12 protein-coding genes are annotated in these 12,788 nt (G+C 58.4%); 8 read left to right on the forward strand and 4 right to left on the reverse strand.

The window, feature by feature from the left end; translation table 11 throughout:
• Window positions 1–203: 203 nt before the first annotated feature.
• Genes BLU75_RS27060 through BLU75_RS27070 form a run of 3 tightly spaced genes read left to right on the forward strand, consistent with a single transcriptional unit; the run spans window position 204 to window position 2,834 of the window.
• Window positions 204–1,643, forward strand: coding sequence for a cytochrome ubiquinol oxidase subunit I (locus BLU75_RS27060; RefSeq protein WP_084376430.1), 1,440 nt, complete (start codon window positions 204–206; stop codon window positions 1,641–1,643).
• 3 nt (window positions 1,644–1,646) lie between these two features.
• Complete coding sequence (cydB, locus tag BLU75_RS27065; RefSeq protein ID WP_084376429.1) at window positions 1,647–2,654, forward strand: cytochrome d ubiquinol oxidase subunit II; 1,008 nt, start codon at window positions 1,647–1,649, stop codon at window positions 2,652–2,654.
• A gap of 12 nt (window positions 2,655–2,666) precedes the next feature.
• Complete coding sequence (locus BLU75_RS27070) at window positions 2,667–2,834, forward strand: DUF2474 domain-containing protein (protein WP_084376428.1); 168 nt, start codon at window positions 2,667–2,669, stop codon at window positions 2,832–2,834.
• A gap of 69 nt (window positions 2,835–2,903) precedes the next feature.
• Here the strand turns inward: BLU75_RS27070 and BLU75_RS27075 are convergent, their stop codons facing one another.
• Together BLU75_RS27075 and BLU75_RS27080 are read right to left on the reverse strand one after the other, a co-directional pair.
• Window positions 2,904–4,028, reverse strand: coding sequence for a methyltransferase (locus BLU75_RS27075; RefSeq protein ID WP_090221603.1), 1,125 nt, complete (start codon window positions 4,026–4,028; stop codon window positions 2,904–2,906).
• Window positions 4,029–4,228: 200 nt separating this feature from the next.
• A complete protein-coding gene (locus tag BLU75_RS27080) occupies window positions 4,229–4,939 on the reverse strand; it encodes a helix-turn-helix transcriptional regulator (protein ID WP_084376426.1) in 711 nt (236 codons plus the stop codon).
• 472 nt (window positions 4,940–5,411) lie between these two features.
• Here BLU75_RS27080 and BLU75_RS27085 point away from each other — a divergent pair, with 472 nt between their 5' ends.
• Window positions 5,412–6,188 (forward strand): ferredoxin--NADP reductase, encoded by a 777-nt coding sequence (locus BLU75_RS27085; protein ID WP_084376425.1) that lies wholly within the window; start codon window positions 5,412–5,414, stop codon window positions 6,186–6,188.
• Between the two features lie 121 nt (window positions 6,189–6,309).
• On the opposite strand, the gene mscL is transcribed toward BLU75_RS27085, so the two are convergent.
• Window positions 6,310–6,726: a large-conductance mechanosensitive channel protein MscL gene (mscL, locus tag BLU75_RS27090; protein WP_084376424.1), complete on the reverse strand. Its 417-nt coding sequence runs from the start codon at window positions 6,724–6,726 to the stop codon at window positions 6,310–6,312.
• 286 nt (window positions 6,727–7,012) lie between these two features.
• Here mscL and BLU75_RS27095 point away from each other — a divergent pair, with 286 nt between their 5' ends.
• Genes BLU75_RS27095 through radA form a run of 3 tightly spaced genes read left to right on the forward strand, consistent with a single transcriptional unit; the run spans window position 7,013 to window position 10,555 of the window.
• Window positions 7,013–8,554 (forward strand): catalase, encoded by a 1,542-nt coding sequence (locus tag BLU75_RS27095; RefSeq protein WP_084376423.1) that lies wholly within the window; start codon window positions 7,013–7,015, stop codon window positions 8,552–8,554.
• A gap of 56 nt (window positions 8,555–8,610) precedes the next feature.
• Window positions 8,611–9,150: an ankyrin repeat domain-containing protein gene (locus BLU75_RS27100; RefSeq protein WP_084376422.1), complete on the forward strand. Its 540-nt coding sequence runs from the start codon at window positions 8,611–8,613 to the stop codon at window positions 9,148–9,150.
• Window positions 9,151–9,187: 37 nt separating this feature from the next.
• A complete protein-coding gene (gene radA, locus BLU75_RS27105; protein WP_084376421.1) occupies window positions 9,188–10,555 on the forward strand; it encodes a DNA repair protein RadA in 1,368 nt (455 codons plus the stop codon).
• A 23-nt stretch (window positions 10,556–10,578) separates the two neighbouring features.
• On the opposite strand, the gene BLU75_RS27110 is transcribed toward radA, so the two are convergent.
• Window positions 10,579–10,947, reverse strand: a complete 369-nt coding sequence (locus BLU75_RS27110) for a PilZ domain-containing protein (RefSeq protein WP_084376420.1) — start codon at window positions 10,945–10,947, stop codon at window positions 10,579–10,581.
• A gap of 174 nt (window positions 10,948–11,121) precedes the next feature.
• Here BLU75_RS27110 and BLU75_RS28065 point away from each other — a divergent pair.
• Window positions 11,122–12,788, forward strand: a 1,667-nt coding sequence (locus BLU75_RS28065; protein ID WP_090221604.1) for a carbon starvation CstA family protein, incomplete at its 3' end; no start/stop codon positions are given.

Raw genomic sequence — 12,788 nt, forward strand, 5'->3', positions numbered from 1 at the left:
CCGAAAAATGGGACTACTCTTTCATCGATGCTTGATCCAGATCAATGTCGGTTTCGGCGTTGATCGGGCGGCCATTTGGCCAGACTCCCTGCGTGGTCGGTAATAAAAAGAACGAATTGCAATTCGCCACACTCCATATCCGTGGGGGCAGTGGGCGCAGGCCCATCAGCCAGCAGCCTGAATTACCTGACAGAGGAAGACTTATGTTCGGTTTGGAGGCACTAGATCTCGCCCGAATCCAATTCGCGTTCACCATTTCATTCCACATCCTGTTCCCGGCCATCACCATCGGCCTGGCCAGTTACCTTGCGGTGCTGGAAGGCCTGTGGCTCAAGACCCACAACGACACGTACCGCGACCTCTACCATTTCTGGTCGAAGATATTTGCGGTCAACTTCGGCATGGGCGTGGTCTCCGGTTTGGTCATGGCGTATCAGTTCGGCACCAACTGGAGCCGCTTTTCGGACTTCGCCGGTGCCGTCACCGGGCCGCTGCTGACGTATGAAGTGCTCACTGCGTTCTTCCTCGAAGCCGGTTTTCTTGGGGTGATGCTGTTCGGCTGGAACAAGGTCGGGCGCAAGCTGCACTTTTTTGCGACGGTCATGGTGGCCGTCGGCACGCTGATTTCGACCTTCTGGATCCTCGCGTCCAATAGTTGGATGCAAACTCCCCAGGGCTTCGAAATCATTGATGGGCGAGTGATCCCGGTGGACTGGCTGGCGGTGATCTTCAATCCGTCGTTTCCTTACCGCCTGCTGCACATGTCTATCGCGGCCTTCGTCGCCACGGCGTTCTTCGTCGGCGCTTCGGCGGCCTGGCACTTGTTGCGGGGCAAAGACAACCCGGCGATCCGCACCATGCTGTCGATGGCCATGTGGATGGCGCTGATTGTCACGCCGATCCAGGCGGTGGTCGGTGACTTCCACGGTCTCAACACGCTGAAACATCAACCGGCAAAAATCGCTGCGATTGAAGGTCACTGGGAGAACGTGGGCAACGAGCCGACCCCGCTGATTCTGTTCGGTTGGCCGGACATGCAGGCCGAAAAAACCAAATACGCAGTGGAAATCCCGTATCTGGGCAGCCTGATTCTCACTCACTCCCTGGACAAGCAGGTGCCGGCCCTCAAGGAGTTCCCTCCTGAGGACCGACCGAACTCGACCATCGTGTTCTGGTCGTTCCGGATCATGGTCGGCCTCGGCTTGCTGATGATCTTCACCGGTCTGCTTGCGCTCTGGCTGCGCAAGGGCGACCGGCTGTACAGCAGCAAACCGTTCCTGTACCTGGCGCTATGGATGGGGCCGTCGGGATTGATCGCGATCCTCGCCGGCTGGTTCACCACTGAAATCGGGCGCCAGCCGTGGGTGGTCTACGGGCTGATGCGCACGGCGGATGCGTCCTCCAACCATAGCCTGGCGCAGATGAGTATTACGCTGGTGTTGTTTGTGGTGGTGTACTTCGCGCTGTTTGGTGCCGGCCTCGGCTACATGATGCGCCTGGTGCGCAAAGGCCCGGTTACCCACGACATCACCGAGCCGGCGCATGGCGGTCCAGGGCAGAAGCGCACACCTGCGCGTCCACTGTCGGCGGCTGATGACAGCGACGACGCCGATGATGGCGACAGTCTGAACAAGGGGAATTGAGTCATGGGTATTGATCTTCCGCTGATCTGGGCCGTAATCATCATCTTCGGCATCATGATGTACGTGGTCATGGACGGCTTTGACCTGGGGATTGGCATTCTCTTTCCCTTCATTCCGGGCAAGACCGACCGCGACGTGATGATGAACACCGTCGCCCCGGTCTGGGACGGCAACGAAACCTGGCTGGTGCTGGGGGGCGCGGCGCTGTTCGGCGCGTTTCCGCTGGCCTACTCGGTGGTGCTCTCGGCGTTGTACCTGCCGCTGATCCTGATGTTGATCGGCTTGATCTTCCGTGGCGTGGCCTTTGAGTTTCGCTTCAAGGCCAAGGATCACAAGCGCCACCTCTGGGACAAGGCATTTATCGGCGGTTCGCTGACCGCCACCTTCTTCCAGGGCGTTGCGCTGGGGGCGTTTATCGACGGTTTTCCGGTGGTTGACCGTCAGTTCGCCGGCGGTTCACTGGACTGGTTCACGCCGTTCACCTTGTTCTGCGGTGTGGCGTTGATCGTCGCCTATGCGCTGTTGGGTTGCACCTGGCTGATCATGAAGACCGAAGGCAAGTTGCAGGAGCAAATGCACGATCTGGCGCGGCCGCTGGCCTTCGTGGTATTGGCGATGATCGGTATCGTCAGTATCTGGACGCCGCTGTCTCACCCGGAAATCGCCTCGCGCTGGTTCACCCTGCCGAACCTGTTCTGGTTCCTGCCGGTGCCGATTCTGGTGCTGGTGACCATGTACGGCCTGGTGCGCGCGGTGGCGCGTAACGCCCATTACACACCGTTCCTGCTGACGCTGGTGCTGATCTTTCTTGGCTACAGCGGCTTGGGTATCAGCCTGTGGCCGAACATCGTGCCGCCGTCGATCTCGATCTGGGACGCTGCCGCGCCGCCGCAAAGCCAAGGCTTCATGCTGGTGGGCACATTGTTCATCATCCCGTTCATCCTGGGTTACACCTTCTGGAGCTACTACGTGTTCCGCGGCAAGGTGACTCACGAAGACGGCTATCACTAGGAGGATCGCCCCATGCCCGGTAAACCTTCGCTGGACGATATAAAACAGGCCGAGAAAAAGCCGCTCTGGCAACGCCTGGGTTGGCTGGCGATGATCTGGACCGGCAGCGTCCTGGCCTTGTTCGTGGTGGCCAGCCTGATGCGCATGTTCATGAACGCTGCGGGCTTGAGCACTCACTGATAGCCCATCCCGTTGCCTTGCGGCACGGTTTCATGACCCTCCTTGCGGAGGGTTTTTTTTGTCCTGGCTTTATTTGCGTGCCTTGAGGATCACAAACTTCGGCGTGGCCGCGACCTGTTCGACACCGCGAAACAGCCGCGCCAGCTTGCTGTGATAACCCAGGTGGCGGTTGCCCACGATGTACAACGCACCGCCGACCACCAAGGCTTCACGGGCCTGCTGGAACATGCGCCAGGCGAGAAAGTCGCCGACCACCTGCTGTTGGTGGAACGGCGGATTGCACAGTACGACGTCAAGGGATTGCGGCGCTTGATCGGCCAGGCCATCGCCGGGACGAATGGTCACGGCCCGCTCACCCAGCGCGGCCTGCCAGTTCTCGGCGGCCGATTGCACGGCCATGTACGACTCATCCACCAAGGTGTACCTGGCCTCGGGGTTTTGCAGGGCGCTGGCGATGGCCAATACTCCATTGCCGCAACCCAAGTCCGCTACGTGGGCGCTGCCCAGGTTTTGCGGCAGATGGGGCAGGAAGGCACGGGTGCCGATGTCCAGGCCCTCGCGGCAGAACACATTGGCGTGGTTGAGCAGCTCGATGGCCGGTGTGTCCAAGCGATAGCGCGTGGGGTAGGGCGATACGGCTGGCGGACGGTCAGCCAAGGTGGCGATCAACAATCGTGCTTTTTTTACCGCCAGTGATGCATGCATCGGTCCGATGTAACGCTCCAGCAACTCACCGGCGGCACGTGGCAGGTGCTTGACCATCGCTGCGGCGATCACCTCGGTGCCAGGCGCCAGTTGACCTTGCAGGCGGATCAATTGCTCCTCCAGCAGCGCCAGGGTTTTTGGCGCACGGATCAGTACGCGATCGAACGGCCCATCGGATACCTGACTGGCCGGTACCAGCGCGACGGCATCGAACGCCTTGCCATTGCGCAGCAGATTCTGTTGCAGGGCCAGGGCACCCAGGGCCGAGTCGCCACTGCTGGTGACCTGCACATGCCCCTCAAGGCTCGCCGCCAGAGCGCCAAAACTGTCATTGAGCACCAGTACGCGAGTCGCGGATGCTGGCTGTTGCTCGGCCAGATAGCTCAGCAAGTACTCGTCGGCGGCATCGAAGGCTTGCAGCGGTTCATTGGGCAGCTCTGGCTGGCGGATCAGATCGAGTTGGGCGAAGGGGCTGTGGAGCAGGGGCATGGCGGGGGAGACTCTGGATAATCGACGGGTGGCCCCCGGATGAGGCCAATGGGCAGCAGGAGGGACCCTCTGAGTGGACTGCGACGCCGGGTGGGTAGAGGCGTCATCACTCAGAACTGGCCGTAAATATTACGTTTTTTTCGACAGGATTACATGCTGTGTTTTAACAGGTGGGGATCAGGCCACCTCACGGCCGTAGATCAAAACAAGCCGCGTTTCACGGCAGTGATGACGGCGGCAATCTTGTTGTTGACTCCGAGCTTCTTCATCGAACTGCTGACATGAAAGCCGACGGTGCGCTCTGACAGGCACAAAATCGTCGCAATATCGGAAGCCGTCTTGCCCATCGCCGACCATTGCAGGATCTCGGTCTCGCGTGCTGTCAGCGTGTGAGCGGGCTGCACGGGGGCGTCACCGACAAAGGTTTTGGCGACGATCGTATGCAGGGCGTGACACATCCACAGTACCTGGCCGGCTTTTTCATAAAGTTCTTCTGCTTGTACCGGCCCTGCGCGACGACTCAGGCTGATCATGCTGAAAAGGCCCCTGACGTCATGCACCGCCTGCGCCCAGCCAAAACTCAAACCGTGGGAATGTACGTGAGCCCACAGATCAGGCACGGCAGAAAAGGTTTTTTCTTCCCAGACAATCGGGAGCACGCTGTCTTTACAGTGTGCTACGAGCGGATCCAACTCGAAGTATTTTTCTTGTCTATAGGCTTTATTCAATTCAACTGGGTAGTTGTTGAGGTGAACGTTCTTGTTGGAGCGATAGAGCACGTTAGAGCCCATTGTGAAGCCGCAGTAGTCGAAGCCTAGCTCATACGTAATGTTCAAGGCAGCTTCAAACATAGTTGTCACTTCACTTTCCGCTTCCAGTTTTGGGGGACGGGTGTTGCGCCATTTGACCATCGGTAACTCTCCATGAGTCGCACTCAGGTGAGTGGGTTAGATCCATTTTTGTACTGCGCAGTGTAGGACATAGCTTGACTTGTGCGTGGGAATTTTCGCTCTTAGCCTGGGGCAGGTTATGCGTGTTTTTTCGCAAGGCGGGTATTGAAGGAAATAGTGCGGGTTGGTTTTATTCAGGTTTTTTAAGGGTTTATCTTCGAGGGAGTGCAACTGAAACGAGGTGCTATGGGGCACTAATAGCCGTTGTGGGATTAACTTATATAGCAAAATTGTTGCAGATGAAATCATATTGATATCACTTTTAGTTAGGTTGTTTGCTCTAAGTTTGGCCGGTGTATTTTGCGTTTCACGAAGCTTTCACATCACTCGAGTTGATTGTTAAACATTGTGTTTAAATGCCATTGCTTGCAGTAGGTGTTTAACCCGTTCACTTTTGAGGGATACTAGGGCCACCTGCCAAACGGAGCCCCCCATGACCGCCAGTGCCGAAAAATACACCCGACAGATCTTGATTGATGTGCAATCGTTGACTCCTGGCCTGTTTACCTTACGGACCACTCGAGATCCCGGCTTTCGCTTTCGCGCGGGACAGTTCGTGCGCCTGGGGGTGACCAAAAGTGACGGGAGTCTAGTATGGCGAGCCTACTCTGTGGTGTCGTCACCGTTTGATGAGTACCTGGATTTTTTCTCCATCGTGGTCCCCGGGGGGGAATTCACCAGTGAGTTGAGCCGTTTGCGCGTGGGTGATGAACTGTTGGTCGAGCGTCAGGCCACGGGTTTTCTGACGCTGGACCGGTTTGTCGATGGCCGGGATCTATGGTTGCTGGGAACCGGCACCGGCGTCGCACCGTTTCTGTCGATCCTGCAGGATTTCGAGGTGTGGGAGAGGTTCGAGCGGATCGTCCTGGTCTATAGCGCTCGGCAAGTCAGGGAGCTGGCTTATCAAGCGTTGATCAGAGAGCTGGGCGAGCGCGAATACCTCGCCGAACATGCCCATAAATTGACCTACCTGCCTATCGTCACCCGCGAGCAGCATCCAGGCGCATTGAATGGGCGCATCACCACGCTGATCGAAAACGGCGAGTTGGAACGCGCTGCGGGTGTTGCGCTGACCCCGGAGCATTCACGAGTGATGATCTGCGGCAACCCACAGATGATCGATGACACCCGGCAACTGCTTAAACAGAGGGACATGCAATTGAGCCTGAGTCGTCGGCCAGGGCAGGTTGCGGTGGAAAACTACTGGTAGAAAAAGGCGCTTGGCCTGTGGGGCTGTTGGGCATCAGTGAGAGTGGATGGATTGGTATGCTCGCAAACCAGCACACCAACCCCCCAACCCGTCATCGCAGCCGCGCTAGACCGTCGGTCAGCTACAGAGGCTTGTTGTTCTGAGCCTTGAGCAGATCACGGATCTCGCCCAGCAATTCCTCTTCCTTGGTGGGTACCGGTGGCAGGCTGGGGGCCACGGCTTCTTCGCGCTTGAGGCGGTTGATGGCCTTTACACCCATGAAAATCGCGAATGCAACGATCACGAAGTCGATGAGGCTCTGAATGAACTTGCCGTAGGCCAGGACAACGGCAGGAACATCTCCCTGAGCTGCCTTGAGCGTAACGGCAAGGTCCCCGAAATCCACACCGCCGATCAACAGACCGATGGGAGGCATCACCACGTCGCCCACAAAGGAAGAAACAATTTTGCCGAAGGCGGCGCCGATGATAATACCGACCGCCATGTCGACCACATTACCTTTGACCGCGAAGGCCTTGAACTCACTGAGCACGCCCATAGGTTATTCCTTGTTGCCGTTGAGAAAGATGAAATCCAGTGTAAGTCAGTATAGCCGGGCTTGCCCGACACAACGGTTAACACTGTTCGGTGCTATCGACACATTAAAACGCAAATAGTTTGCAAAATGCCATCAATCTCGCGCGAAATATCCGTAATTTCAGTGAATTTCCAGCATATTTTCTATATCGGGGTGTTCAGGGTTTTCTATTTATTTTCTCGCGCTCAGGTCACTAGCCTCTGACAAGCACTTCTTTAAGTGCACACAACAACCAGAGGAATTGCTGATGAACAAGCTTATGAGTCGCAGGCCTTTTGCTGCGCGAAAGTTGATGGTGATTGCTACCGCCAGCCTGGTAACGCTGTCTGTGCAAGCGGCTAACCTGACCCGGGATAATGGCGCGACAGTCGGCGACAACCAGAACTCGCAAACAGCCGGCGCGACGGGGCCGGTCCTGCTGCAAGACGTGCAGTTGATCCAGAAGCTGCAACGCTTCGACCGCGAACGCATTCCCGAGCGCGTCGTTCATGCCCGGGGCACGGGGGCTCATGGCACGTTTACGGTGACAGACAACCTGACTGACCTGACCAAGGCCAAAGTCTTTGCCGCAGGCGAAACCACACCGGTATTTGTGCGCTTCTCCGCGGTGGTCCACGGAAATCATTCCCCGGAAACGCTACGCGACCCTCGCGGTTTCGCGACCAAGTTCTATACCGCCGACGGCAATTGGGACTTGGTCGGCAATAACTTCCCGACGTTCTTTATCCGCGATGCCATCAAGTTTCCGGACATGGTGCATGCTTTCAAACCCGACCCGCGCACTAACCTGGACGATGACTCGCGTCGTTTCGACTTCTTCTCGCATGTTCCGGAGTCGACTCGCACGCTGACCGAGTTGTACTCGGATGCAGGCACGCCCGCCAGTTACCGGGAGATGGATGGCAACAGTGTACATGCCTACAAGTTGATCAATGCCAACGGCCAAGTGCATTACGTCAAGTTTCACTGGAAGAGCCTGCAAGGCCTGAAGAATCTTGACCCGAACCAAGTAGTTGAAGTCCAGGGCCGTGATTACAGCCACATGACTAACGACTTGGTCACGCATATCAATAAGGGCGACTTCCCCAAGTGGGATTTGTACGTGCAGGTACTCAAGCCCGAAGAACTTGCCGCGTTTGATTTCGATCCTTTGGATGCCACTAAAATCTGGCCGGGTGTACCCGAGCGCAAAGTTGGACAAATGGTGTTGAACCGCAACCCGGCGAATGTTTTCCAGGAAACCGAGCAAGTTGCCATGGCTCCGGCCAATCTGGTACCGGGCATTGAACCGTCGGAAGATCGTCTGCTGCAAGGCCGGGTTTTTTCCTACGCCGATACACAGATGTACCGACTGGGCGCCAATGCCCTGCAACTGCCGATCAACGCGCCGCGGGTCACCGTCAACAACGGCAACCAGGATGGCGCGATGAATCTCGGCAAAACTACCAGCGGCGTGAACTATCAGCCAAGCCGCCTGGCTCCTCGGGAAGAACCGCAAAGCGTCCGCTACAGCCAGATGGCAGTGTCGGGTAGCACGCAGCAGGCGAAGATTCAGCGTGAGCAGAACTTCAGGCAAGCGGGTGATTTGTACCGTTCCTACAGCCAAAAGGAACGCCAGAACTTGATCGATAACTTTGGCGGCTCCCTGGCGACCACCGATGAAGAGAGCAAGCACATCATCCTGTCGTTCCTGTACAAGGCCGATCCGGAGTACGGCACGGGCGTGGCCAAGGTTGCCAAAGGTGACCTGGCGCGGGTCAAGGCGCTGGCTGAAAAGCTCACCGACTGACCGTTGATTGCTGTCGACGCCCGGTACCGGGTGTCGACACGTACAGGAGAAGTTCCATGCGTATCTATCTCGGTTTACTTGCCGCCCTGCTGACATTCGGCGTGCAGGCCGAATCCGCCGATCCGCGGGTGGTCAAGGCGCAACTGCAGACTTATTACTTCGATGCCGCCCGTCGGGGCGACGTGGAAATGCTCAACACCTTTATCGAATCCGGTTATTCACTCAATACCCAGGACGAGAAGGGCTATACCGCGCTGATCCTCGCGGCCTACCACGGCCAAGGCACGTTTGTGGAACACTTGCTGGCGGCTGGCGCCGATGCCTGCGTCCAGGACCTGCGCGGCAACACGGCGCTGATGGGCGCGATTTTCAAGGGCGAGTTGAACATCGCCCAACGTTTGCTGGCGACCACCTGCAATCCCGACCAGCGCAACGCTGCCGGGCAGACGGCGGCGATGTATGCCGGGCTGTTCAAGCGCGTCGAGTTACTCGAGGCGTTGAAGGCCGAGGGCGCCGACTTAAACGTCGAGGATCCGCTGGGTAACAGCGCTTCACGATTAGCCCGCGGCGAAATCCGTACTGCGGCGCCACGCTGAGCTATCATCGCGGTTTTTCGGTTGGAGGTTCTCGACGATGGCAAAGGCCAAGCGCATGTACGGCTGCACGGAGTGCGGCGCGACCTTTCCCAAGTGGGCTGGCCAATGCGGTGAATGCGGCGCGTGGAACACCCTCACTGAAACCATGGTGGAAAGCGGCGGCGCAGCGGCACCCAGCGGTCGTTCCGGCTGGACGGGCCAACAGGCCCAGATCAAGACCCTGGCCGAAGTCAGCGTCGAAGAGATTCCGCGTTTCTCCACCGCATCCGGTGAACTGGATCGGGTACTCGGTGGCGGCCTGGTGGACGGTTCAGTGGTACTGATCGGTGGTGATCCGGGCATCGGCAAATCCACCATCCTGCTGCAAACCCTGTGCAGTATCGCCAGCCGCATGTCGGCGCTGTATGTCACGGGCGAGGAATCGCAGCAGCAAGTGGCCATGCGCGCCCGTCGACTGGGCTTGCCCCAGGACAAACTGCGGGTCATGACCGAAACCTGCATCGAAAGCATCATCGCCACCGCCCGCCTGGAAAAACCCAAGGTCATGGTGATCGATTCGATCCAGACGATTTTTACCGAACAACTGCAATCCGCGCCGGGCGGGGTTTCCCAGGTGCGCGAGAGCGCAGCGCTGTTGGTGCGTTATGCGAAGCAGAGTGGCACGGCGATTTTCCTGGTGGGCCACGTGACCAAGGAGGGCGCGCTGGCCGGGCCGCGAGTGTTGGAGCATATGGTCGACACCGTGCTGTATTTCGAAGGGGAATCGGACGGTCGGCTGCGTCTGTTGCGGGCGGTGAAAAACCGTTTCGGCGCAGTCAATGAGCTGGGTGTGTTCGCCATGACCGACCGGGGGCTGAAAGAGGTCTCCAACCCGTCGGCGATCTTTCTCACACGGGCGCAGGAAGAAGTCCCGGGCAGCGTGGTGATGGCGACGTGGGAAGGCACTCGACCGATGCTGGTGGAAGTCCAGGCGCTGGTCGATGACAGCCACCTGGCCAACCCGCGCCGCGTGACCCTGGGCCTGGATCAGAACCGTCTGGCGATGTTATTGGCGGTATTGCACCGCCATGGCGGTATTCCGACCCATGATCAGGACGTGTTCCTCAACGTGGTGGGCGGGGTCAAGGTACTGGAAACCGCCTCCGATCTCGCGCTGATGGCGGCGGTGATGTCGAGCCTGCGCAATCGGCCGTTGCCGCACGATCTGCTGGTGTTTGGCGAGGTGGGGCTGTCGGGCGAAGTGCGCCCGGTGCCCAGCGGCCAGGAGCGTCTCAAAGAAGCCGCCAAGCACGGTTTCAAACGGGCCATCGTGCCCAAGGGCAATGCGCCGAAAGAGTCGCCGCCGGGGTTGCAGATTATCGCGGTCACGCGTCTGGAGCAGGCGCTGGATGCGTTGTTCGAGTAACACCGCCGCACCTGCAAGGCTGGTCAGATTTCGAGCAAGGCACCCAGTTCCCGCTCCAGTTCCTCCGGATCGCCGAGGTTCAATTCAATCAGCCTGCGCAAATGGCTGATGGAGTCCAGGTCGATATGCTCACAGACAAAACCCAATTGCCCATGGTCGTCATGAGTCAAGCGCACTTGCATCTGCACATCGGTATCGTCATCCAGGTGGATATCGACATCGAAGGGTTCGGCGTCTTTTCCCAGCCAGGGGGACGGACGTCGCACCAGCAGTCCTTTCAGCGATAAATCCACCAGTTGCACTGACCATTCCTGGCCGTTTTGCTGAAGTTCGGTCTTGGCATCGAAGGCAATCCGCCGAAAACGGCGTCGATCTGACTGCTGTTCACTCATGGTCAAACCCTCGTTTAAGTCAATAGAGTGTAGCCCCGCGCCATCATCGAGCGATTATTTCCGCTTTTTTCGCCTTTCCAAGGCTCTAGACCAACGTAGGGGGGTGGCCTTTAGAGCAGGGCAGGCTAAACTCGGGCTGGCTTTCTTTCTGTCCAACCTGGCTGGAATATAAAAATGAAAAATAATAATAGCCTGGCACGCCACTTACCCTGGTTGGTGCTGGCAATTGTAGGTGCGTGCGCCCTGGGCGTAGTGGCCTTGCGGCGAGGCGAGGCGATCAACGCCTTGTGGATTGTCGTCGCGGCAGTCGCCATTTATCTGGTGGCCTATCGTTACTACAGCCTGTTCATCGCTAATCATGTGATGCAACTCGATCCTCGGCGGGCTACCCCCGCAGTGGTCAACAACGACGGTCTGGACTATGTGCCGACCAACAAACACATTCTCTTTGGTCACCACTTCGCGGCGATTGCCGGTGCAGGCCCGCTGGTCGGCCCGGTGTTGGCGGCGCAGATGGGGTATCTGCCCGGCACGTTGTGGCTGATTGCCGGCGTGGTGCTGGCGGGCGCGGTGCAGGATTTCATGATTCTGTTCCTCTCCACACGTCGTAACGGTCGATCCCTGGGGGACATGGTCCGCGAGGAAATGGGCCGAATTCCCGGGACTATTGCGCTGTTTGGCTGTTTCCTGATCATGATCATCATCCTCGCGGTGCTGTCGCTGATCGTGGTCAAGGCCCTGGCCGAAAGTCCGTGGGGTATCTTCACGGTCATGGCGACCATCCCGATCGCGATGTTCATGGGCGTTTACATGCGCTACATCCGTCCGGGGCGCATTGGCGAAATCTCGATCATCGGGGTGTTGCTGCTGCTGGGTTCGATCTGGCTGGGTGGGCAGATTGCCGCTGATCCTGTGTGGGCCGAGGCCTTCACGTTCACCGGGATCCAAATCACCTGGATGTTGGTCGGTTACGGCTTTGTGGCAGCGGTATTGCCGGTCTGGCTGATCCTGGCCCCGCGTGACTACCTGTCGACCTTCCTGAAGATCGGCACCATCATCGCTCTGGCTATCGGTATCCTGGTCACCATGCCTGACCTGAAAATGCCGGCGCTGACCCAGTTTGTCGACGGCACTGGTCCGGTCTGGAAAGGCGGTCTGTTCCCGTTCCTGTTCATCACCATCGCCTGTGGTGCTGTGTCCGGGTTCCACGCGCTGATCTCTTCGGGCACCACGCCCAAGTTGCTGGCCAATGAAGCCCACTCGCGCTACATCGGTTACGGCGGCATGTTGATGGAGTCGTTCGTGGCCATCATGGCGATGGTTGCCGCCTCGGTGATCGAGCCTGGTGTGTACTTCGCCATGAACAGTCCGGCTGCGGTGGTCGGCAGCGATGTGGTGACAGTCGCGCAAACCGTCAGCAGCTGGGGTTTCGCCATTACCCCGGACGCGCTGCAAGCGGTCGCCAATGACATCGGTGAAACCACCATTCTGGCCCGCGCCGGCGGTGCGCCAACCCTGGCGGTGGGTATCGCGCAGATTCTGCACAGTGTGCTGCCGGGTGAAAACACCATGGCGTTCTGGTACCACTTTGCGATCCTGTTCGAAGCGCTGTTTATCCTGACCGCGGTCGACGCCGGCACCCGTGCCGGGCGTTTCATGCTGCAGGACCTGCTTGGCTCCTTCGTCCCGGCGCTCAAGCGCACCGAGTCCTGGACCGCCAACCTGGTGGCCACTGCCGGCTGCGTGGCGATGTGGGGCTACTTGCTGTATCAGGGCGTGATCGACCCGCTGGGTGGCATCAACACCTTGTGGCCGCTGTTCGGTATCTCCAACCAGATGCT

It is taken from the genome of Pseudomonas mucidolens, assembly GCF_900106045.1.
Lineage (GTDB): Bacteria > Pseudomonadota > Gammaproteobacteria > Pseudomonadales > Pseudomonadaceae > Aquipseudomonas > Aquipseudomonas mucidolens.